This is a genomic window from Liquorilactobacillus satsumensis DSM 16230 = JCM 12392, from assembly GCF_001435195.1.
Lineage (GTDB): Bacteria > Bacillota > Bacilli > Lactobacillales > Lactobacillaceae > Liquorilactobacillus > Liquorilactobacillus satsumensis.
In genome coordinates this window covers 295,033-317,162 of record NZ_AZFQ01000036.1, presented here as the reverse complement: position 1 = coordinate 317,162, position 22,130 = coordinate 295,033, and the positions used below count along the sequence as shown (strand labels likewise).

The following is a 22,130-nucleotide window of genomic DNA, read 5'->3' as shown; positions in this document are numbered from 1 at the left end:
TTCGTAATTTCGAGTTAGCACTCAAATTTTCCCGACTTATGTCACACTCTCTTTTTAATTAATTACGCAAGTTTATAGTCAATTTTTTGCATTAACTAATCCAGTCAAATTTAGTGCTTCGGATCATTCACTGCATCAGAAACTGCTTTCTTTATTTTGCTGCAACTTTGTAATCGCCTCAACAGTTGGAGTTACGAAAAGAGTCTGCTGTCCCTCATAAATTACGAATCCAGGTTTAGCCCCGTTCGGTTTGTGAACTTTACGCACTGCAACATAATCAACAGGGACATTTGCTGCGGAACGTGATTTTGAATAATAAGCTGCAAGTGTTGCAGCCTCCAGTAAAGTTTGCGTGCTCGGACTGGAGCTGTGTACAATCACATGGGAGCCATGGATATTTTTAGCATGCAACCAAAAATCATTTTTGTGTGCAATTTTGAGTGTTAAACGGTCATTTTGCAGATTATTTTTGCCGACAGAGATTTTTGTATGATCGCTTGCATAGAACACTGCAGGGCTGCTAGGCTTGTTTTTACGCACCTTGCCGTTTTTGTTCCGTTTTTGCGCTTTGAGATAGCCTTGTTGCTGTAACTCCACCTTGATATCTTGCAAGTCTTGCGGCTCAGCTAATTCCAACTGGGTTTCAAGCTCTTCAAGATATGTGAGTTCCTTTTTTGTTAGGGCGATCTGAGTCGTGACATATGCAACCGCATTCTTTAATTTCTGATATTTTTTAAAATATTTTTGTGCATTTTGTGAGGGTGAGAGTTGTTTAGAAAGTGAAATGGTCATTTTCTGTTCATTATCATAAAAATTAGGTAATTCAATTCTGTCCATTCCCCGTGAGACACGATTGAGATAGGTGGTCAACAATTCGCCCTTGATCCTGAATTGATCAGCTTTTTGTGTGGCATCCAAAGTTTGCTGCAGTTTTTTCAATTTTTTACGATTTTTTTGGAGATTAAGTCGTACAACGTGAAAAAGTTGAGCACCTTGTTGCTGCACCCGATCTGTGGTTGCTTTATCCCGATAATACAAATCAAGCAATTTGCTGAGCGTATCAGGTTGTTGCACCTTCGAAGTTGCATAGGGTAGAAAAGAGAAGAATTTCTTTTTGCCAGCTGGAACGATCACAGGGTGTGGTTTCTCGGTATAGGCTAAAGTCTTACCCCAAGCCTGTTGCGGGTTAGCTGCACCGGCGTGTAATTGATCCGCAAAATAAAGTGCGTGCTCGCGGGCAAAACCTTGATAAGTTTGCTGTAACTGTGCGGCTAGAATTTCGCGGTTGGGATATTGCTGGAGCAGTTGGAGATATTTTTCAGTGTGATCAGTGAACGGATTTAGTTTATCTTGTTTAGGTGCAGCAAGATATTGTGCTCCTGGTAATAAAGTGCGATATCGGTTTTGTCCGGGTCCAACATGCTTGATAGTATCGATAATTTTACCGGCAGTTTGATCAATTAGAATTACATTGCTATATCTGCCCATAATTTCGATACTTAATTGCAAAGGCAGCAGATCTCCCAGCTCATTACGGGTGGAGAAGCCTAAATAAACCACCCGATCGTTATCACGCTGCTTGATTTCTGTTAAGAGTGCACCTTCCAAGTATTTACGCAACGTCATCGTAAAATTGGTGGGAACTGGTGGGTTATTATAAGGAACGGTCGTGATCTGTAAGCGGGCATAGCTTGGATGTGCAGATAATAAAAGCGGATAGTTATGCCGCTGTGCACGGATTGTCAGGATTACCTCATTTGGGAAAGGCTGCGAGATTTTTGTGACACGCCCGCTAATTAATTGTGATTCAAGTTCATGCACCATTGCACGAGTAAAAAGGCCATCAAAAGGCATGAAGTCCAACTCTCTTTCATAACAAGATTTGCTGTCTACAATTGTACCTTTATTACTATAAATGCGCAAAGTACGTGCTGGATAAGAGCTTTGTCTTTTTAAACAAGACTTTTTTATTGCGAGTAAGACCATAATGGGCAATAATAAGATTGTTGTTTGCATAATACATATTAAGCGATCTATGGAGAAGGGGCTGTTATAGTGAAATCTTGTATGGAAAGTCTGCTGGAGCTTGAACGTCAATATCATGAACATCTCGTAAAATTGACCCGCAAGACTGGTCTAACCTTTGCGGAATGGCAATTGCTGGTCAACATTGAGCATCAAATTGACACTCAGGAAAAACTTTCTGCACTGATGAATCTGAATGTTTCAACGCTCAGCCGGCAATTAGGGCGCCTTTTGGCAAAAGAATTTGTGACTAAAGTTCCAGCTGACGGTAAACAGGGACGGCGCTATTTCATTTATGCAGCAACTGCGCAGGGTGAAAAAGCAATTGAACAGTTGGAAGAAGAATTCCATAAATTTGATGAAAATCTTTTTAGACATTGGGCACAAGAAGAACAGAACTTGTTGCAAATTTTACTGAATAGACTGAATAAAAGTATGGAACGTCTGGAATAAAGGCAGTACAACCGCTGTTCTAGCTGAATATTTAGAATTATGGTATGATACTCGATGTAAGAAAATGCAAAGAAGTGGGTGCACATTTAATGAAAATCGCTGTTGTTACAGACAGTACGGCATATTTGTCGCAAAAACAGATCGCTGAAAATGAGATCTACGTGATTCCAATTCCTGTAATTATTGATGGTCAGGTTTATCATGAAGGTCAAGATATTACGACTGAAGATTTCTATCAAAAGCTCAAAACAACTACTACATTTCCGAGCACCTCGCAACCGTCAATTGGAGAATTGATTAACTTTTACGAAAGTTTGGGAAAAAAGGGATACGATGCGGTTATCAGCGTTCACTTAGCAAGTACTATTTCAGGCTTTGTGCAGACTCTCAAGGGGATCGCACCTGAGATAAAGGGAATTGAAGTTCATCCTTTTGATTCGCAAATTACAGTGATGCTGATGGGAAATATGGTTATTGCTGCAGCCCGAATGGCTAAAGCTGGTGCCAGTGTCACAGAGATTTTGCAAAAGCTGGAAGAATTGCGCACCACAACAAACGAATGTTTTATTGTAGATGATTTGCAAAATCTTGTGCGGGGGGGAAGATTATCAAATGCAACGGCTTTGATCGGCAGTGTCCTTAAGATTAAACCATTATTGACATTTGAACGTCAGACCCACAAAATTGTCGCCTTTGATAAAGTACGCTCAATGAAACGTGCAATGAAGCGTGTTGAGCGCATTTTTGCAAACGCCCAGCAGCAGGTTGACTATCCGCTCAGGTTAATTGTGATTCATGGCAATGATGAGGCTGCAGCGCTTCTTTGGCAGCAAGAATTAGCTGAGAAATATCCGCAGTATCAGGTTGACTTGAGTTATTTTGGACCGGTTGTCGGCGCTCATTTAGGTGAAAAAGCATTGGCATTAGCTTGGATGAGAGATATTGATAAGTAATGTTTTAATTTAAGCAGCAATTATTTTAATATTTTTCACAAGGCTGGGGCGAAGATAGTTTGTTCCCAGCCTTCAATATCTAGGATTCAAACTTTCAGGGAGATGGAGAAAGTGAAAAAACCAGAGTTAGGATTAAAAGCAAGCAGCAGTGAGCGACAGCTTGCAGACAGACTGAAATATCGGCCAACGGTTTTCGAATTCTTTACCAGTGAAGCTGATTTCACAAAAGAAGGGCTTAAAAGATTAGCGTATGCACTTGAATTAGTTAAAAATGAGGCAACGAGTAGAATTGTCCTGCATCATCCAATGCGTTATAAGGGCGAATTTACCGAACTTGTAGCGCCTCAAAAAACTTTCCCAGAACTGTGCCGGTTTATCCGGCAGAGCACTGAAGATCTGCTGCAGCTTTCTTTTGATTATGATGTGCAAACTCTTTTGCACGGATCTTACGCGCGCCATACACAAAAGATGATTGCTTTGTATCCGTCGCTAGCACAAGCACGTGCGCATGTTTATGCTACTTTGGATAACTATGCTGAACTTGGAAAAGATCATATCATGTTCGAAAATTCCTTTTCACCCATTTTCTATTATGGCGAAGAAGAAGAAGATCGTTATATTGCAGCTCGCGGTTATCGCCTTGCCTTTGACGTCAGTCATTGCTTCATTCGGGCTCACGGTTCTAACCAGGCTTTAACTGCATCGTTGCAACGTTTAAAAAAGCAGGTCGTTCATTATCATTTGGTAGATTCTTTCGGGAAAAAACATGATAGTTTAGAGCTTGGCAAAGGAGCAATTGCTTGGGAAAAAGTGTTGCCGTGTTTAAACCCAGCTGCTAGCAGCATTTATGAGGTCCAGTTGCGTGACGAAAATGATGCGCGTGAACAGGTTGCTAGTTATCACTATCTGATGAAAATCTATGACAAATTGAACGAACCGAATTCAATAAATTAAGTTTGGTTTAAAAAATGTTCCAATTCTTTCTTCAGCTTTCATCCAGTATATAATTTAAAGTAACGAAACACTGGATTAATTTAACGAAAAAGCGCATTTAATGTGACTAAGGAGATGAAAATTTGAACAAATTCCTTAATATGGTTGTCGGCGGTCTCGGACTCTTATATGTTCTCAATGACACTTATTTTAGAATAATGATCAAGTTATATCGTCAACAAGGTTATTCAATTCAAACAGCCGAAAAAATTGCAAATATTGCAGATATCTTTAATTTGATCATTACTCTGACCATCTTTTTAGTTATCTTTGGAACACTTGCTGTTTTTAGCAATATGATTTACTTTATGCAGGGGGGATTTATATTTAAGATTTTTTTCAACTGTGTCACAATGTTAATGCCTTTTTTATATGTTAATAACCTTTGGTTCATCCTCTATGAGCTGTTCTTTTGCCTCCTTTTCTGGAACTATTTACGATTGTTAAAAAAGAGCGAACTTGATTTGCATAGAGAACACGTATTTTCGCGTCACCAAAGAGATAATACCTAAAAACGAATAGTAAACTAGGCAACTAAGTTGTAAAATGAGACTATACTACAGGTAGTTAGTCAAAAGGAGAAAAGTTAGGTGAAAACAGTTAAGGAAATTTTAAGCTGGATTCTTCCGATTGTAATTGGTATTTTAATTGCTTTACTCGTCCGCCAATTCTGGTTTGGCATGGTTAAAGTTGACGGAACTTCAATGGCTCCCAATTTGCAAAATAATGAGCGTGTCATGTTGCTGAAAGAGGCAAGCATCAAACATAATACGGTCATTGTTTTTAATGCTAAGGGAGTTGATACCAACAATCCAACAGTTAAGAATGATACAAAATACGTCAAACGAGTTATTGGATTACCAGGCGATAAGATTGAATATCGTAATAATGGCAACGTTTATGTGAACGGTAAATATCTCTCACAGGGGTATATTACTGCAGATCAGCGTAAAACCGGGACACTTACACTTGCGTTAAAAGAAGCAGACGGGGTCAGGTTAGGGACAAATCAAACGTTCACGGTACCTAAGAATAAGTATTTTGTGCTTGGTGATAATCGACGAAATTCAAATGATAGTCGTTATTATGGGTTTGTACCTAAGAGCAAGATCGATGGGGTCGTTAAAGTTGTTTTCTGGAATTCAAAAGCTAAGTTGATTAATTCATATTCAGGTTCTAATTAATCAAAATAAATTAGGATCAACGCAAGTTAATTGTGTTGATCTTTTTTTCTTTTTCAAAAAAGATTTAAACGCATGATGACATATGAGGCACATTTTTATTTTAAAGCAATTAATGAACGAATTAAGTGGTTTAGACGCAAATAAAGCCGTTAAAATGAAGAGACGTTAATTTTTTCTTTTAAGTCCACTTTCGATAATATATATTATGTAAACTAGGAAAAACAAGAAATCGGATAAAGCCGTCAAATTCGACTACCTCTCTTCAGGCTAATTAGTTGCTGATTTAGGCGCAAAAAGCACTGTTAAAACAATGTTTTTACGGATAAAAAGAAATTCTAAAAGGAAAAATAAAATTCAAGAAAATAAAATAAGTGCAAAAAAATTCAGCCACATGAATTTATAAGCAGCAAAAACAATTGAATTTACTGATTGAATTTTGACGACTTATTTTTGATTTTCATGCTAAAACCATTAATTTAGCGATTTATTCAATGAATTTGACTGGTTTACGTGTATAAAACTTGCTATGGATTGATTAATTATTGCTAGTTAAGTTGGCTTTAAATCAGTATTTGTTAGTGTTTTTAGAATGCTTAAATTGCGTTTATAAACAAATGTTCGACCAATTTCGTGCAATTTTTATTCTTAATACATCTCTCGGTATTTATAGTTCAAAACAGCCTTTATCCGTTTATTAATTTTACGTCGACTATCATCATTATTAACATGTTGAACTTTATTAATTACAAAGTGATTGGTAAATTTAAAACCATTGTCAAATGTGAATGATTGAACAATTTGTTTTACACGTTCACCAAATAATCCCATAAATTGATCCAAGACCTTACAAACGGCTTTTCCAGTTTGTGATTCGGCTTTTAAAACAATATAATAACGAGTTTTCCGTTCACAAAACGTCACAAAGACTTGCTTATAGCCCATTTTTGGTAAAACACAGTCAACTTCCCAATGTCCAAAAACTTTGCGCTTATCAACGCCTACAGGACGTTCTTCGATTGAATGTTTAAGTGGACGAACAAGCTGTTTTTCTTTTTGTTTCGCCCTTTTCTTCTCAGCTTTTAACTCAGCTGCTCTCTTTTCTTTAGCACTCATTTCAGCCACACGTTGTGATCTTCCCCGACAATATTTATGGCGATAGTGTAAATTAGATTCAAATTTGAACATTTGAATCTCTTTGCTGTTTTTTATTTTTGAACAAATAATTATGATATTATCTGGCTTAAGATTGTTAAAAAGCTGTAGTATTCAATTATTAGTAAATTTTCTTTTTATATACATAGAAAACTATGTTTACAGGCTCTGAGCTGAACTTTCTCAATTTTTTTAAATCAATTAAGTATTCCGGAAGCAGCGAGTATCCCTTCCCCTTTTGTAGAATGTCCAATATGTTTGCGAAAGAGTTAATTTCAAGATACTTTTTACCATGGGCAATTTTGTAGTTCTTTAATGATTCTTTTCTAAAAGGACATTCTAGGTCACTATTAACTATTGGGGGTAAACCTTTGGCGACAGGTAAGTCTTCAGAACACAAATAATAGGAGGTTAGATTTCTTATTTCTTTCCTATAACCTTGAGAAGATTTAAGTTCTTTAAAACTATAAATGGTTTTATAATTATGCTTCAATGCTTCATCAGAAATCTCACAAGTTTTTTTAATAACAATTTTATCTGTTTCTATATTAAGCATGTTTTCTTGATTCATAGCATAGTTTAATAGCAGTTCGGATGTTAGTATGTTATTTTTTTCTTGGTGAAAGTCCTCCTGCAGTTTTTCCAATCGATTCAAAGTATCAATGGCAAACTTGTACATTTCTTTTCCTTGTGGTGTTGGTTTAACCCCATTGTAACTACGAACAAAAAAAGATGAGTTAAACGTACTCTCGATAATTTTTAATCGCTCAGTTATATTTGATTGAGCATAACCAAGACTTTTAGCGCTCTTATTAAGTGACTGTGTTTCAAAAATTGATGTGAATATTTTTAAGTCGTTAAAATTCATATTCCCTCCAGCTATCATTTAATATGATAAGTATATCAAAATATAGTATTATGCAGGAAAAAAATATCATAATACAATATACTCATGATATGAAAGGAGTGTTTATATGGATGCAATGAGGTACGATATTACCCTACCTGCTGATTATGATATGAATATCATTAGAAATAGAGTTAGAGATAACGGTCACTTGATGGATGGTTTTAATGGATTATTGTTTAAAGCATTTCTTATTTCTGAAAGATCTCAAGGAGAACTCTCAAATAGTTATAGTCCACTATATGTTTGGAAAGATTCAGAAGGAATGAATAAGTTTATTTTTAACGGATTTTTTGACAATATTTTACAATCGTTTGGTTGGCAAAATATTGAAATTGGGATAACTACAGTAGTTAAGCTAGAAGAAAATTTTAAAAAAAGTAAATATGTCATTGAGAAAACTGATGACATTTTACCAGGAGATACATTGCAGAATACTAATTTAAATGCTACTTTAAGTGACACAGAATCAGGTAAGCTGGTCATATATAATCCTGATAAATGGAAAAAAGTTACTTTTTCTTTTTCTGAAGCAAGACCTAAAAAGGAAAATAATATCAGATGTTTTGAAGTTTTGCATATTTCAACACAGTAATTAGAAACATTCAAGAAACTAATTTATTTTATAATGCAGCTATTTCTTTTCTGGAATAGTTGCATTTTTGATTGATGAAACTTTGTTCACTAAAATAATATCGTCAGCAGTTACTCGAATTCCAGCATCAACATAGCGACCATTTGGAATAGCATAATTTTCAACTACTGGATTAATTAACTTTACGGTTGAATTGAACGGAAAGTCCTTTTCCTCTGTTTCGGCTGGTAAGATAACTGTAAAAGAATCATGTTGCAGCTTAGATAAAATATCATAACGTCGATCTTTAATTTCACCAGTTGGTTCACCATCTTCACCCAAGATCAATGACGGAGATTTTTTATCCAAAAATTTTAATTTTCCTAATGATTTTTCTTCATCAATTTCAATACCATTGCGCAATTTTAAGATCTTAACCATACTACTTGTCCCCCTTTTGCTTTAATGTTTTCGGCAGTTAATTTCCATGAGGCAATTGCTTCATCACCTGTTGAACGTCCAGTCGGTTCAAGTCTTGGATTAGCCAATTCAACCTCAGTGTCAGTTTCAAAAGTTTTTGAACCAGCTCTTGTTGGAATCTGAACTTCAATTAATTCGGCTTGTTTCTCTGATAAAAGATTATTAATCTCCAAATTCCTGAATAGCCAGTTCTGTTATTGAACCAATAGTTTCAGCTAAATAGTTATAATTTCTTTTCTTTTTGATTAAACCATACGACAATTCAGTGTCTGTATTTATAGTAGTCAAGGTTTTTATATTATTCTTTTTCTCATCCATAATAATTTTAGGCAATATGCCAAGTTGATTATCACTTAAAATATCTGGGATTAATAGCTGATTTGAACAAATATAATGTGTCTTCAATTTATTTAATAAATCTTGTTGTTGTAAAGTCCTCATAAAAACCTGATAACTTAAACAAGTTTTATCCCCATATACTACAGGATAATTTAAAACATCACTGAGACTAACTGCTTTTTTCTGCAAAAGTTCATGACCATTTAAAGCTACGATAATGATTTCATCTTTGCCGATCTTCTCAAATTCTAGTTCTTGGGACAAATCGTTATACTTTCCACAAAAAGCGCAATCAAGTTCATCATTTTGAACTAAGGCGCTTAGTCTGGCGGTATTCCCTAGTTCAAAAGTTACGTTCATTTTTGGTCTGTAAGTTTTCATCCACCCAATTATTCTGGGTAATAATTGTTTAGATAACGGTTCAATTATTCCAATTCGGACTTCTCCTATTTGTTCAGTTTCAATTTCTCGCGATACTGAACATACACTTTTCCAGTGATTAAGTAAGTCATCTACTTCCTTATAGAAGAGTGAACCTTCTTTTGTTAAAGTGGCCTTCCAACCTCTAAGAAATAAAGCAAATCCTACAGCTTCCTCTATCTTTTTTATATGTTTAGTAACATTCGACTGCGAATATCCTAAAAATTCTGCAGCCGCAGAAAAACTCTTTTTTTCTACCACTGCTTTAAAAGTTATCAACTCAGTTATATCCATTAGATTTTCATTCCTTTTTAGACTAATTATAGATACAATTATGAATTATCATTATGGAAAAGTCTAGGATAAAATGAATATAACCAATTAAGGAGGAAACTATATGCCATTCGTTAAAATTTTTCATGGAGCAAAACTTGATGAAAGAACCACTGAAAGTGTTAATAAAATTATTCATGCAGCCTTAGAAAAACACTTTTTTATTCCCCAAGACGATACCTTTCAGCTTTGGATTTCGACTAATTCAAAAATAAATTACATCGATAACGATTATCTTCTAAGTAAGGCTAAAAGAAATGAGAACTTTGTCTATATTGAAATTTTCTGTGGTCCTGGTCGCAAAGTTGAACAAAAACAAGAATTGTACAACACAATCGCTAAAAGAATCGGGGAAGAAACGATTATAACCCCACAAAATATTTTTATTTTGTTGAATGAAGTTCCAGTAGAGAATTGGTCTTTCGGGGAAGGCAAAGCACAAATGTTGAAATAATTTTATAAACGCCACAAAGAAGGAGATAAATTAAATGGTAAATAAGCCAATCACAGAAAAACTGAGTCCCAAGTTTAAAGACTTTACACCAGATTTATCAAGTTACACAGATAATATTTTGTTTAAAGAAGTTTGGCTAGACGAGAAACTAGACTCTAAAACTAGAAGTATCGTAACACTCACAATTTTAGCAACGCTAGGTAACACTGAGCAAATGCCCTTTCACTTAGAAATAGCTTACAAAAACGGAGTTACAAAAGACGAATTATCAGCTTTGTGCACTCACTTAGCCTTTTATATTGGCTGGCCACAAGCAATGGCCTTGTTAAATAAGATTATTCTTTAATAATTAACTTGTTTGAAAAAATAATTATCAAACAAAAAAAGCACTGGGTAGATAAGAGATACTTTTTTTTAAATTAATACATTAAATAAAGGTGGTCTTCAGAAAGTATGTTGAGTTCTGAAGGCCACCTTTAAATAATTGAAGGACTATTTGTATATTATAGACCCTGTCTTATAAAATAAATAACAGCTAATTATTAGCAATCAATATTATCCACTATTTTTTTCAGTTCCATTTGGATAGACATAGGAAGTTTCTCTAAGGTGAAATGATTATAGACTTCTTTATCCTTAAGAATCCTTTTTTGTGCATGGTTTCTAATTTTATATTTCTTGGTAAATCACTAAAATATGCAGTTAATTCAACATCATCGATTGAATTAACTGTGCGGTCATTTTTTTCAATTTTTGAGTTTTAAAAAAAAATATCAAGAGCTTCAAAAATTGTTGATTTTCCAGCATCATTTATACCAACAAAAGTTGTAAAATCTGTAAAATTAATTTTTTTATCTTTATAACCTCGAAAATTCTTAATTCCAAACTTAACTAATCTCATATTTAAGCTCCTTTTTTATTAAGACATTAATTTTTATCATTAATAACTCTTTTTAGCAGTTTGAGTAGAAATCCATAGGTTATGTATTTAAAAAATCATTATGGGTATTCTAGCGAACTTTTCTTGAATAATGAATTGAAGAATGTTTCTGTGTTCATTTTAAAAAATTTCTTCTAGGTGTGATTTCAATTCATAAATGTATTTTTCATTTTCGTCTAGAGGTGGTAGAAATTCTTAGAACTCAAAAATACGAGGTGCTTGAACTATAAAATAATTTTAGTTAGTTTAAATAAAATTAATATTTCGAGAAGCCGAGTTAAATTTTAACCTAACTCCTCTCTATTTGGTATGAATGTGTTCCATAAGTCAGAATCTTCTGTCTGCCTCGAATTACCTATAGTAAAGCACTTACCTACTAGATCAATTGAAGCAGCATAATTTTAAACGGTTGGATTATTAAATTGGATGGGAAACCTTGTTTATCTAACACAGCTATATGCTAACATACACTTTAAAAATATAGATTATTGATTTCTCGTTGATTTTCTGTTGATGACAAATCAACGAAATATTGTAATTGCCATGTTTGTGTTCTTTTAGCCGATTTATTTAAGTTATCCACCCAACTCGGATAAACACGCAGTGCCATTTTTCCTTTGCTTGTGTTGTTAAAATTTTTTGCTCAATTAAGACTTTTTTCGGAAAAATAAATTGTCCGCTATGTAACCCATCTTGAATAGTTATAACTAATTTATCTCTTGTATTCTGCTGCTCAAAAGGTTCATTTTTATTAATGTTATTTTTTTGCCAAAAAACTACAAAATAGCCTTGTTTTAGAGGAGTTTTTTTGGTTAGTCGACTTTTGAAAGACAGATCTTTTAAATTAAAGTTAAAGGCTTCATATTTTTGATTGAAGGTTTCTAATTCAACGTTTGATATAGGAAACATTTCTTGAATCAAGGATAAAGATTTGTAAAATTGTTGTGGCAAAATAATTCCTCCAGTATCAATGATTTTAAAGTTTATCACATTGTTTAGCCCCTTTTCAGAGATCTATTGACTTAATAGTTTCTTAATTTATCATCAATAATCATTTTGACAAGTAGCCATAATGCAGCTGTCGTTTTTGGATATAACACCTGACTTAAAAGAGAGCAGTCGTTGAAGAGATGCAAACAATTTGCCTAGAACCCTAACATTTGTAAGCTGAGATAAACAAGTTGAAAACTTTAAGATTAGAGCAACTTTGTACAATTTAATTTTTGTTTCTTGCTGTTTAATTAAAACATAGTAAATAAAGGAGCTGTTTTAAAAGTGCAAACAAAATGTGTTCTAGTAATTAATTCTGACCTACCTATAGGTCTAAGTGCAAATACCGCCGCAATTTTAGGATGTTCTTTGGGAACCCTACATCCTGAAATTAATGGAAAACAATTAACGGATGCTGAGAATGGAATTTACCCAGGAATTGTGCAAATCCCACTACCGGTCTTAGAGGCAAGTTCTTCTAGGATTAGTGAAATGCAAAAAGAAGTTTTGAATCTTGAACAAATAGAGGTGCTTTCCTTTGTTGATTGTGCCCAACAAGCAAAAAATTACCTGGAATATGCAACACAGTTGAGGCAATCAAAACATGAACAACTACAATTTTTAGGAATTTGTTTATATGGTCAAGCTAAATTAGTCAATCATTTTACTGGGGATTTACCTATCTTGAAGTAACTTGCAATTTAAATTTTTTGGGTGAAACGCCGGTATATTGTTTAAATAGCCTATCAAAATGACTTTCATCATAAAAGCCATTTTGGTAGGCTATTTCTGCCATTGAAGAATTATTTTTTTGGATTAAATCCTTTTGAGCATTGTTAACGCGGCAGTTTACTAAATACTTGGCGGGTGAAAGATGATAATTACTTTTAAAGAGGCGAATAAAATGATACTTGCTTATTCCTGATAAATCGGCTAACTCATTTATCTTTAACGGAAATTGATAGTTTTCACTCATATAACTCACTGTTTTTGTTAAACGACTATCTATTTGTGTACTAAACGGTGGAACCTGTGGATTTTGTAAAAACGTTGAAAATTCTGACTTTAAAAGGTCAACTTTTTCCTTTTCAGAAAGCTCATGACTTTTAGTGATGATTTTAAATAGTTGTAAAATTTTTTTAGTTTGTAAATTGGTTAATTTAACCGTTTGTGGACATGGTTGTCTTAAGAAAATTTTCTTTTCAATGAATAACATTTGGTATCGCCACTTAAAAACATTTAAAGGTTGACACCAATGAACATAGTTTGTAGGCATCACTATTAATGTATTTTTACATAAAGTTTCAGTCTGATCAACATGTGCAATGCAACTACCTTCTTCAATAATTCCGATAGATACACGATCATGAAATTGAAGTCTAGCTGTCTGCAAAACGTTACTACATTTTTTTAGTATGGTTGAGCCATTTGAAGTGGCTTGGATGTATTGAATAGACATTGTAAAATTCCTCCGCTGTAACAAGCAACTATCAATGGTTTTAAACTTTCTTTAAGCTAAGATATGAATTTTTTTATAATGCAATTATTTTGTTGAGAACATCTTTATTGAGGTTTAATTATATCACAAATAATTCTAAATAGTTTTCTGTATAAGTAATATAAAACAATGAAATCAAAAATAAACAATAACATCAGAGAAAAGCAGATAGACACAATACTTTTATGAAACTGCTTAACGCTAATTCTTTTATAATTTGACCACTTAAGTTGCCTTTTTCATTATGGATTTGTTGTTGGTTTATTTGAGTCAGACTTTGCAGCGCTTTTCTTATCAACTAAAATAATATCATCAATAAGTTACTCGAATTTCAGTATTAATATAATTTCCATAATGACGGTGATTTTTTATCTAGAAACTTCAATTTACCTAATGATTTTTCTTCATCAATAATAATACCATTGCGCAATTTTAAGATCTTAACCATACTACTTGTCCCCCTTCTTCTTGATATTTTCGGCTGTTAATTTCCACGATGCGATTGCTTCGTCACCTGTTGAACGACAAGTAGGTTCAAGTTAGCGATTTATTCAATAAATTTGGCTAATTTAACGTGTATAAAGCTTGCTATATTGCTAGTTAAGTTGGCTTTAAATATTGATTTCTCCAATAATTCCATAAATAATCGATTTGACCACGGACAAATACTGTTAAATGTTCGTTCTGCATGCCCTAGATACCGCTTTTTGACGAAATAAAATAACCATCATTAAACTGAAAACATGCAACTAAACTTTTTTTATGAAAGATATTACATATGCTTTTTTAAAAAATTCAGTGCTAGTTTTTCCCAAATTGATATATTTTTTTCTAAACCATTTGGCATAGAATTATAATTTGCTAAAGATAGTCCATGCTGTCCGTTTTCAAAAATATGAAGCTCATAATTAAGGCCAAGATCACTTAGCTTTTTAGCAAAATTTAACAGTTGTCCTGTGTATATCATTTCATCATCTGAGGTTCCCCACAAAAAAATTGGCGGAACATGGTTTGTAATGTGACTTATTGGACTTGCTGTTTCTAATTGTGTTACTGTAGCTTTTTTGCCTATACCCGCTTCCAATGCTTTAGGTAGAAAAGACTTCTTTTTCATATTTACTAATGGCAAAATTTTTTCACGATCTTTATCTACTTTAAGCATTTTTTCCTGGTACACAAAATCTAATAATGGATAACCTAGTACCACCGCATCAGGCCGTAACATGTTACTGGATATACCAATTTTTTTAGATAAGTAAGTTTCTTGCCATTCGGTTGCTAAAGAACCACAAACTGCCCCACCAGCTGAAAATCCTAAAATCGCAATTTTATGGGGATCAATATTCCATTCTAGAGCACGTGTACGGACAGTCGCTATCATTTTTGATAGATCAAACAAAGGGGTGGGATAACTACCGTCTCCAATTGATTTGGTTGTGTAATTCAACACAAATACTTGATAACCTTGATTTAAAAAATAAAATGCGACTGGTTCTTGTTCTCTGGAAGTAATTCGTACAAACCCTCCTCCCCCACAAATAATAATTGCTGGGTGCTTTCTTTTTAATTCAATGTCAGTTGAATTTTCCATTAAATAAGCACAATAACTAGCCTTTGAGCCGTCGGACCACAAAAATTTTTTTTCTAGTTTCAAATTTATTCCTCCTGCTGAATATGTGATATTTGATTTTCTTTTCTTCTCAAATTATACTAAGTTAAATTTCAACAACAAGTACGCAGATTAATTAAACCAAGTACAAAAAAACATACTAAAGGATGTTGACAGTGGAATATAAAACCAATAAACATTATGAAAATTTCATGGAAAGCCTCAAAAATTTTCAAGGGGATACCAATTGCCCAGTATTTCGAACATTATCAATGTTACAGGGAAAGTGGACATTACGAGTTATCTTTTTCTTGATGGAGAATAATAGTTTACGTTTTGGTGAAATAAAGAGGAAACTGCCAAATGTGACAAACACTATGCTTACTGCTACCTTAAAGGAACTGGAATCAGATGAAATTATTTTACGCACGCAATTTAATGAAATTCCACCACGGGTTGAGTATTCATTAACAGAAAAAGGGAATACTCTTGTGCCCATTTTTGTTGAGTTAGGTAAATGGGAGAAGAAATATAACGCTTAAAGTTTTCAATTCTTTTGAATATGTATAGTTAAACGTTTTTTGTAATTTAAAAATTTTTGAAGTGACAATTATCACCTCTTTAAATTCACTTGAATTCATGATTAGTACCTTTTTTCTTTCAAAGCCTGTTGAACAGCATAATATTGATGAATATGAAATAGAAGTTTTCCGCACTCTTTGATATTAATCCATTCAAAATAGTTGTCCTTATTGTTGTTTAGCTTATTGCAATTATTATTAGCATTGGTATAATGAACTCGCATTTTACTATTGACAGTATTTATCAATTTCAAAGGAAAAAATTATAATGTCAACTCAACAATACACAACTGTTTTTATTGATCGTGATGGAACTATTGGTGGCAATGGACATTTCCAATCGCTACAAGATTTTAAATTGTTTTCTTATACGTTAGAGGCAATTGAAAAATTGAAAAAAAATAATATTAAAGTATTTGGTCTCTCAAATCAAACACATATTGAAGATGGTAAAATTAATTATTATGATTTTTTCAATTCCATTATTTCGATAGGCTTTGACGATGCTTTTATTTGTCCCCATTCAGAAAAGACTAATTGTAATTGTAGAAAACCCAAAAAAGGTTTAATCAATCAAGCTCATGCAAAATATAATTTTGAAAATAGTAAGTCCGTTATCATTGGTGACCGATATTCATCCGACATAAAACTTGCCTTTGATTGTGGTATGCTTGGCATTCATGTTGGAACAGGGATTCAAGAATCAAGTGCTTGGGTTAATAGTGGTAATAATGTCAACAGAATTATTAATGTTAGAACGCTTAAAGATGCTGTCGATTACATTGTCAAATAGCCAATAACTATTAATGTGAATTTAGCTCCCCTGCCCGTTCATTAAAAGCATCTAATCTCAGGACTATATGGATACACAAAATAAGCTATTATTCCATGGATGAAGCTATTGATGTGATTGTAGACAACTACAGTTTTATTTTCACCTAACTTCATTTGAAAAGCTTTGCTAGTAGTGTTGGACTGCTAATTTTTTAGTTGGTCCAATTTTACTTGGATAATTTCTTGATCATTCAAAAAAATCACCTCATCATATTTGATAAAGTGATTGTACCGTGTCAGAGCACACAGTTATAGCCGGTCTGTTGTTACGTGCTTACCATCTAACTACTTAAGTCCTGCTTCTACTAGCATTAATTTTGCAGAAAAAGGTTACGTTAAACGTCATAAATTCTAAAAAAATAGCTCTGAGAAATCAGGTTTCAATTTCTCAGAGCTGCTTTTCACTTTTGTATTTTTAGAAAGAACTTTTTATTTAATCAAAATCAACGTTGTTTGGAAAATGTGCAAGACGCGTCCCATCTTCTCCTAATTCTTCTTCAATACGTAACAATTGATTATACTTTTCTACCCGTTCCGAACGTGCTGGTGCACCAGCTTTTAATTCAGCAGAATTAGTTGCAACTGTAAAATCAGCCACAAACGTATCTCCAGTTTCACCGGATCGATGAGAAATCATTGTCGTATAGCCGTTTTTTCTGGCTAGTCTAATTGCTTCAAGTGTTTCTGTAACGGTTCCAATTTGATTGAGTTTGATTAAAATGGAATTTGCCATACCATTTTCAATAGCTTTTTTAATCAATCCAGGATTCGTGCAGACAGGATCATCGGCGACAATTTGTATTTGGCTTCCGTATTGCTTAGTAAATGTAATAAAATTATCCCAATCATCTTCGCTGTATGGATCTTCAATAGAAATGATCTCTGGAAATTTTTTAAATAAACTTGCATAATATTTGCCCAGTTCGGCTGGAGAGTAAGTTTTTCCTTCAAAATCATAATTTTTAGTATCTTTGTTATAAAAATATGAAGCTGCAGCATCAAATGCAATTGCAATTTCTTTCCCAGGAGTATACCTAGCTTTAATTATTGCTGTATGCAACATCGTTAAAGCATCTTCAGAAGATTTTAAATCTGGCGCAAAGCCACCTTCATCTCCCAAACCAGTTGTGTAACCAGCTTTTTCAATAACTTTTTTTAAAGTGTGATAGGTATTAACAATTTTTTCAAAGCCATCTCGAAAACTGCTGCGTTCGACAGGAGTAATCATAAATTCCTGAATATCTATGCCATTATCAGCATGTTCACCGCCATTAATGACATTATGAAATGTCTGCGGAAGTTCAAGATCTGTCCCTCCTAAATAACGATAAAGTGGTTGATGCGTGACTTGAGCTGCTGCTCTAGCTGTAGCCATAGAAACTCCCAGAATTGCATTAGCACCTAACTTTTCCTTGTTCGGTGTACCATCCAATTTAATCATAATTTTATCTATATGTGCTTGATTAAAAGGGTTCAAACCATGTAAAGCTTGATTAATTTGATTATTAACATTAGAAACAGCTTTATGAACACCCTTTCCGCCTAAACGCGTTTCGTTGTCACGAAGTTCAACAGCTTCTTTTTCTCCTGTTGATGCTCCAGAGGGAACTTCAGCGCGTCCTATAACACCATTGCTGAGAATAACATCCGCCTCAACAGTAGGATTGCCGCGAGAATCAAAAATCTCACGTGCTTTGATTTGATCAATGTAAACAGACATTTAAATCTCCTCCTCAAATTTTTTCTTCATATTGGGAGGTAATGAAAAGACACCTACCCCCTTAATAATGAAGGTAGGTGTCATCAATCTTTCGATAGTTATACGCGAACACCATCACGTTTATTTCATCGTCATTGTCACACTTAAATAATAAAATGTCAACAATTTATACAAATGTAAATTATTCTCACTTTTTAATTATGGCTGCTTTAATTTTTCATAAATTCGAATACCAGAATCCTAAAATCCCGCTTGGTTATATGTTTTTTATTATTCATTATCATGATCGGCTTACGATCAAAATCGAACTTTACCTCAGGAATAACCGTCCTGACTGCAGACTGAGACGATAATTATTTATTCTTGATACTTGCTTAGTAATGTCGTTAATAATGGCTGCACTTTCTGGGTGAAATGACCATCATTACGCAAAATCAAGGTACCGCCTAAATGATCAAATAAGATTTTCCCCTGCTTTTCATTACAATTAAACGGATCATTGAATGAATTAAAAATGTAAAACTCATTTGAATTTCTCTTAATTGTCTCCCAGTCATAAGAATCCTTTAAAGTTGTATGGTGCATACCATTAGGCTGACTGTATCCAGCAATGAGATAGACGGCCTTAACTGGGGTCGTCAGCTGTTCTAGCAAAGCAAAAATAAGATTTGTGCCAGCTGAATGCCCGATTAAAATGGTGTTTTGATCAATTACAAAATTCATTTCCTTAATTTTAGCCAACGTGTCGACTAGAGGTTCTTGATCAAGCTTAGGTAAGTCAGCTACAGTTGCCGTAATTCCGCTATCATTTAAACTATGGGCAAGATTTTGATACCAGAATTTGTTAGCTGTTGCATGCGGTGCTGTTCCGTGAAAAATAATTGCGTTCATTAAAAGTTCCTCCATTATAATAGGTTCAATATTGTATCAAAAAGCAGGTGTAAATATTAAGTGTGTCCAAAATTTTGGTTATCTTCTTGAATGATTTTATAAGCTCGTTTTAGCTGCTGTTCGTATGGTTGAATCCCATAATATCTCAACTGTTCTTTTGCTTGCTTGAAGTTGAATAGTTGAATGAGTTCTACTTCTTTAATACTGTATTTTTAGCATAAAATCCATGTTTGTCACCTTAGTATCCAGAACACGTAGTTAGAAGTTTTCTTTGCTTTTAGGACTATTTTCTTTACCCCAATCTGCCATCATTTTTAAAATAGGAATCAAGCTTTTTCCTTTCTCATTAAGCTTGTATTCAACTTTAGGTGGAATTTGGTTGTATGATTTTCGTTCGATTAATTGGTCAGACTGCAATTCTTTAAGGATCTGACTTAACATTTTATGAGTAATAGAGGGAAGTTCCTTTTTTAACTCGCCATAACGTAGCACCTGTTTGCTAAACAATTTATATAAGACCAACCATTTCCAACGTCCTCCGGCAACAGATAATGTATAAGATATTGAACAATTACCTTCATCCTTTGACCATTTTTTCATATTACTTTCCTTTTTGACAGTATATTACTTTTAAGTGCATACTTACTTTTAATATCAATAGAGTATACCATAATTAATAATCAAGTTATGAAAGGTTGACTTTTTGTATGTGGAGAATATATATTTTAGCCCTAATTAGTTTCCTGATAGGATCCTCACAATTTATTACATCAGGTTTTCTAGATCAAATAGCGGCAGCAATGAGAATATCGATTGCCACTGCTGGGCAGTTTACAACAGCCTATGCACTAGTTTACGCTATCGTTACACCAATAGTTACTTCCTTAACTGCTAAAATTGATAGGAAGAAAATAATTTTATGCTCATTTGGAGTTTTTATACTTGGAAACATTCTTTCTTATTTTTCTTCAAGCGTGGGAATATTTACAATTTCTAGAATAATTGTTGCTTCTGGAGCAGGAATATCCGTTGTGATTGCTTTGACCATTGCTAGCCAAATTGCACCAATCGGGAAAAAAGCAAGTTCCATTGCAATCGTCACAATTGGTTTTACAATTGCACTAATTATTGGTGTTCCTATCGGAAGACTGTTGTCAAGCACGTTTGGATGGCGGAGTGTTTTTTTAATCATTTCACTGTTAAGTATAATTGCGGTTTTTATAATAATCGTATTTATACCTAAAGTCCAAAATGATCAAAATACATCAATCAAAGAACAATTGAAACTGTTTAAAAATCCAAGAGTAATAATGGGCTTAATGATTACTCTTTTTTGGTTAAGTGGTTATGCCCTCGTTTACGTTTATATATCTCCCTTTTTGACAAAAGGATTAAAACTTTCTGCAAATCTGGTGGTGTTAGCTCTTTTTGTGTTCAGAATCGCGTGTTTAGTAGGATCAAAAATAGGTGGGTATTGTGCTGATAGATATGGAGTAATAAATACTTTATTAGTAAGTATGGTATGTGACATTGTGTCACTATCATTCTTAACAATATCCATAAATTCTGCAATATATATTTTTATCTTTCTCTTCTTTTGGTCGGCAACTGTCTGGAGTGTTCAACCCGCTCAACTAGCTAATTTAGCTTCACTAATTCCTTCACAAACAAGCATGATCCTTGGTTTAAATCAATCTGTTAGTCAAATGTCGATGGCAATAGGTTCTGTTTTAGGCGGTGTCATAATTTCGTTTTCCCCAATGACTTCTTTGGCATGGTTGGGCAACATTGGTGTACTAGGTTCAATTATCTGTGTTCTTTTTTTAAAAAGAAAACTTGTCACTGATAAATTTTGATTTACACAAAGAACAGCGCAGAAGAATTCAGTTTCTTATTTGCGGTGCTTTTTTATATGATAGGTTAAAACTATTAATAAAATTGTTGGTCTAGGGTTTTACATTCTTACAGCATCTTGAGCTCAACGCCTGCAATATTTCAGACATCTTCATTGCTGTCCGATAGTTTCGCACAGTAATTGACTGATAGATAGGCTTTTTAACGATGCGCGCCAATGCAGTTTTAGAATAGTCTGGATGAGCCGGCCCGGGTCTGCGGAAATAAAGAGCATGTGTTCCTTTCCAGACGCGATCTACACCTTCACGAACTACTAATTCTTCCAGGAGCTCATCGGGGGTGACAGCAATTGGAAATAAAATTTCATATCGATAGTCACGATCCTTAAATTTCACACCAAATGTATCAGGCTTTTCTGCAATGATTGCTTGATACAATGATGCATTAAGCACGAGGACTTGAATCAGTTCACTGTCGAGTACAAACTTTTGGGCTAGTAACTGCTCGATTTTTGTGCGGACCTTCTCTTTTGGCAAAGATGACAGTAAGGCAATGTTACCACTTTGAATGTACGTCCTAACCTGCTCAAAGCCTGCAGCAGTTAAAGCGGCGCGTAAAGCGATCATTTTGATTTTATTTTTACCGCCGACATTGATGCCGCGAAGATAAATCACGTATGGTTCCACTGATCTTCTCCCCCTTCACAATCATCTAGGTTTCATTTTATTAAGCATAGCATGGATCAGCGCCTTATTTCCAAAAAATAATTTCAGGACTGTCCATGCTTAAAAGCTGTTAATTTTAAAAAAATTGATATATCACTTGGAGTAGTAGCCCCCTTAAATTTTAAGGTGTCTTGCCTTCAGTCTACTGCTGGAACACTGGGGTTTATTTAACTAGCTTATATAAAAAAAGCAGCCTGCTAAACAGCGCTGCTCTAAAAAAG

Annotated in this window: 24 protein-coding genes, 2 pseudogenes and 1 riboswitch; of the genes and pseudogenes, 12 read left to right on the top strand and 14 right to left on the bottom strand. The window is 34.0% G+C overall.

Annotated features, from left to right (window positions below):
* Nucleotides 1-135 precede the first annotated feature (135 nt).
* Nucleotides 136-1,854 carry an Rqc2 family fibronectin-binding protein gene (locus FD50_RS06385; protein ID WP_056960841.1) on the bottom strand — a complete coding sequence of 573 codons (1,719 nt, stop codon included), beginning with the start codon at nt 1,852-1,854 and terminating at the stop codon, nt 136-138.
* A 201-nt stretch (nt 1,855-2,055) separates the two neighbouring features.
* Here FD50_RS06385 and FD50_RS06380 point away from each other — a divergent pair, with 201 nt between their 5' ends.
* The 5 genes from FD50_RS06380 to lepB all read left to right on the top strand — a co-directional run bounded on the left by FD50_RS06380 (nt 2,056) and on the right by lepB (nt 5,608).
* Nucleotides 2,056-2,478: a MarR family winged helix-turn-helix transcriptional regulator gene (locus FD50_RS06380; protein ID WP_054756038.1), complete on the top strand. Its 423-nt coding sequence runs from the start codon at nt 2,056-2,058 to the stop codon at nt 2,476-2,478.
* 89 nt (nt 2,479-2,567) lie between these two features.
* Complete coding sequence (locus tag FD50_RS06375) at nt 2,568-3,431, top strand: DegV family protein (RefSeq protein WP_056960840.1); 864 nt, start codon at nt 2,568-2,570, stop codon at nt 3,429-3,431.
* A gap of 102 nt (nt 3,432-3,533) precedes the next feature.
* Complete coding sequence (locus FD50_RS06370; RefSeq protein WP_267476043.1) at nt 3,534-4,385, top strand: sugar phosphate isomerase/epimerase; 852 nt, start codon at nt 3,534-3,536, stop codon at nt 4,383-4,385.
* 122 nt (nt 4,386-4,507) lie between these two features.
* The gene (locus FD50_RS06365; RefSeq protein WP_056960838.1) at nt 4,508-4,936 is read left to right on the top strand and encodes a hypothetical protein; all 429 of its coding nucleotides are present in this window, start codon (nt 4,508-4,510) and stop codon (nt 4,934-4,936) included.
* Between the two features lie 78 nt (nt 4,937-5,014).
* Complete coding sequence (gene lepB / locus FD50_RS06360) at nt 5,015-5,608, top strand: signal peptidase I (RefSeq protein WP_056960837.1); 594 nt, start codon at nt 5,015-5,017, stop codon at nt 5,606-5,608.
* A gap of 565 nt (nt 5,609-6,173) precedes the next feature.
* Here lepB and FD50_RS06355 read toward each other — a convergent pair.
* Nucleotides 6,174-6,781 (bottom strand): annotated as a pseudogene (locus FD50_RS06355) (IS30 family transposase); the annotation flags it as partial.
* A gap of 100 nt (nt 6,782-6,881) precedes the next feature.
* Nucleotides 6,882-7,628: a LysR family transcriptional regulator gene (locus FD50_RS06350; protein WP_056960836.1), complete on the bottom strand. Its 747-nt coding sequence runs from the start codon at nt 7,626-7,628 to the stop codon at nt 6,882-6,884.
* A 106-nt stretch (nt 7,629-7,734) separates the two neighbouring features.
* Here FD50_RS06350 and FD50_RS06345 point away from each other — a divergent pair, with 106 nt between their 5' ends.
* Entirely contained in the window at nt 7,735-8,262 is a 528-nt protein-coding gene (locus FD50_RS06345; RefSeq protein WP_056960835.1) for a DUF4865 family protein, read from the top strand.
* Nucleotides 8,263-8,301: 39 nt separating this feature from the next.
* On the opposite strand, the gene FD50_RS06340 is transcribed toward FD50_RS06345, so the two are convergent.
* The 3 genes from FD50_RS06340 to FD50_RS06330 are packed head-to-tail and all read right to left on the bottom strand — an operon-like array spanning nt 8,302 to nt 9,774.
* The gene (locus FD50_RS06340) at nt 8,302-8,682 is read right to left on the bottom strand and encodes a DUF961 family protein (protein WP_054756047.1); all 381 of its coding nucleotides are present in this window, start codon (nt 8,680-8,682) and stop codon (nt 8,302-8,304) included.
* Nucleotides 8,667-8,894: a DUF961 family protein gene (locus tag FD50_RS06335; RefSeq protein WP_056960834.1), complete on the bottom strand. Its 228-nt coding sequence runs from the start codon at nt 8,892-8,894 to the stop codon at nt 8,667-8,669. Before FD50_RS06335 ends, FD50_RS06340 begins: the two co-directional genes overlap by 16 nt.
* Nucleotides 8,884-9,774 (bottom strand): LysR family transcriptional regulator, encoded by an 891-nt coding sequence (locus FD50_RS06330; protein WP_054756050.1) that lies wholly within the window; start codon nt 9,772-9,774, stop codon nt 8,884-8,886. The genes FD50_RS06335 and FD50_RS06330 overlap by 11 nt, the downstream gene beginning before the upstream one ends.
* 103 nt (nt 9,775-9,877) lie before the next feature.
* Between FD50_RS06330 and FD50_RS06325 the strand changes: the two genes are divergently transcribed.
* Both FD50_RS06325 and FD50_RS06320 read left to right on the top strand, forming a co-directional pair.
* Complete coding sequence (locus tag FD50_RS06325) at nt 9,878-10,267, top strand: tautomerase family protein (protein WP_056960833.1); 390 nt, start codon at nt 9,878-9,880, stop codon at nt 10,265-10,267.
* 34 nt (nt 10,268-10,301) lie between these two features.
* On the top strand, nt 10,302-10,613 hold the full coding sequence (locus FD50_RS06320) for a carboxymuconolactone decarboxylase family protein (RefSeq protein WP_054756052.1): 312 nt from the start codon (nt 10,302-10,304) through the stop codon (nt 10,611-10,613).
* Between the two features lie 414 nt (nt 10,614-11,027).
* On the opposite strand, the gene FD50_RS12500 is transcribed toward FD50_RS06320, so the two are convergent.
* Nucleotides 11,028-11,168 (bottom strand): AAA family ATPase, encoded by a 141-nt coding sequence (locus FD50_RS12500; protein ID WP_082610451.1) that lies wholly within the window; start codon nt 11,166-11,168, stop codon nt 11,028-11,030.
* A 511-nt stretch (nt 11,169-11,679) separates the two neighbouring features.
* A pseudogene (locus FD50_RS06315) lies at nt 11,680-12,116 on the bottom strand (MepB family protein).
* A gap of 366 nt (nt 12,117-12,482) precedes the next feature.
* Here FD50_RS06315 and FD50_RS06310 point away from each other — a divergent pair.
* Nucleotides 12,483-12,890, top strand: coding sequence for a DUF2000 domain-containing protein (locus FD50_RS06310; protein ID WP_056960832.1), 408 nt, complete (start codon nt 12,483-12,485; stop codon nt 12,888-12,890).
* Here FD50_RS06310 and FD50_RS06305 read toward each other — a convergent pair.
* Together FD50_RS06305 and FD50_RS06300 are read right to left on the bottom strand one after the other, a co-directional pair.
* The gene (locus FD50_RS06305; protein WP_056960831.1) at nt 12,877-13,656 is read right to left on the bottom strand and encodes a helix-turn-helix domain-containing protein; all 780 of its coding nucleotides are present in this window, start codon (nt 13,654-13,656) and stop codon (nt 12,877-12,879) included. The genes FD50_RS06310 and FD50_RS06305 overlap by 14 nt on opposite strands.
* Before the next feature lie 811 nt (nt 13,657-14,467).
* Nucleotides 14,468-15,349: an alpha/beta hydrolase gene (locus FD50_RS06300; protein WP_056960830.1), complete on the bottom strand. Its 882-nt coding sequence runs from the start codon at nt 15,347-15,349 to the stop codon at nt 14,468-14,470.
* Between the two features lie 131 nt (nt 15,350-15,480).
* Between FD50_RS06300 and FD50_RS06295 the strand changes: the two genes are divergently transcribed.
* Together FD50_RS06295 and FD50_RS06290 are read left to right on the top strand one after the other, a co-directional pair.
* Nucleotides 15,481-15,846: a winged helix-turn-helix transcriptional regulator gene (locus FD50_RS06295; protein WP_201780646.1), complete on the top strand. Its 366-nt coding sequence runs from the start codon at nt 15,481-15,483 to the stop codon at nt 15,844-15,846.
* 307 nt (nt 15,847-16,153) lie between these two features.
* A complete protein-coding gene (locus tag FD50_RS06290; protein WP_056960828.1) occupies nt 16,154-16,678 on the top strand; it encodes an HAD-IIIA family hydrolase in 525 nt (174 codons plus the stop codon).
* Nucleotides 16,679-17,152: 474 nt separating this feature from the next.
* On the opposite strand, the gene eno is transcribed toward FD50_RS06290, so the two are convergent.
* The 3 genes from eno to FD50_RS06275 form a co-directional block, all read right to left on the bottom strand.
* Entirely contained in the window at nt 17,153-18,439 is a 1,287-nt protein-coding gene (gene eno, locus FD50_RS06285; RefSeq protein WP_056960827.1) for a phosphopyruvate hydratase, read from the bottom strand.
* A 67-nt stretch (nt 18,440-18,506) separates the two neighbouring features.
* Nucleotides 18,507-18,567: riboswitch (Fluoride riboswitch) on the bottom strand.
* A gap of 229 nt (nt 18,568-18,796) precedes the next feature.
* Nucleotides 18,797-19,330, bottom strand: coding sequence for an alpha/beta hydrolase (locus tag FD50_RS06280; protein ID WP_056960826.1), 534 nt, complete (start codon nt 19,328-19,330; stop codon nt 18,797-18,799).
* 258 nt (nt 19,331-19,588) lie between these two features.
* A complete protein-coding gene (locus FD50_RS06275; RefSeq protein ID WP_054756059.1) occupies nt 19,589-19,930 on the bottom strand; it encodes a winged helix-turn-helix transcriptional regulator in 342 nt (113 codons plus the stop codon).
* A 107-nt stretch (nt 19,931-20,037) separates the two neighbouring features.
* Here FD50_RS06275 and FD50_RS06270 point away from each other — a divergent pair, with 107 nt between their 5' ends.
* The gene (locus FD50_RS06270; RefSeq protein WP_054756061.1) at nt 20,038-21,186 is read left to right on the top strand and encodes an MFS transporter; all 1,149 of its coding nucleotides are present in this window, start codon (nt 20,038-20,040) and stop codon (nt 21,184-21,186) included.
* Between the two features lie 90 nt (nt 21,187-21,276).
* Here the strand turns inward: FD50_RS06270 and FD50_RS06265 are convergent, their stop codons facing one another.
* A complete protein-coding gene (locus FD50_RS06265) occupies nt 21,277-21,870 on the bottom strand; it encodes a DUF1697 domain-containing protein (RefSeq protein WP_056960825.1) in 594 nt (197 codons plus the stop codon).
* Nucleotides 21,871-22,130 lie beyond the last annotated feature (260 nt).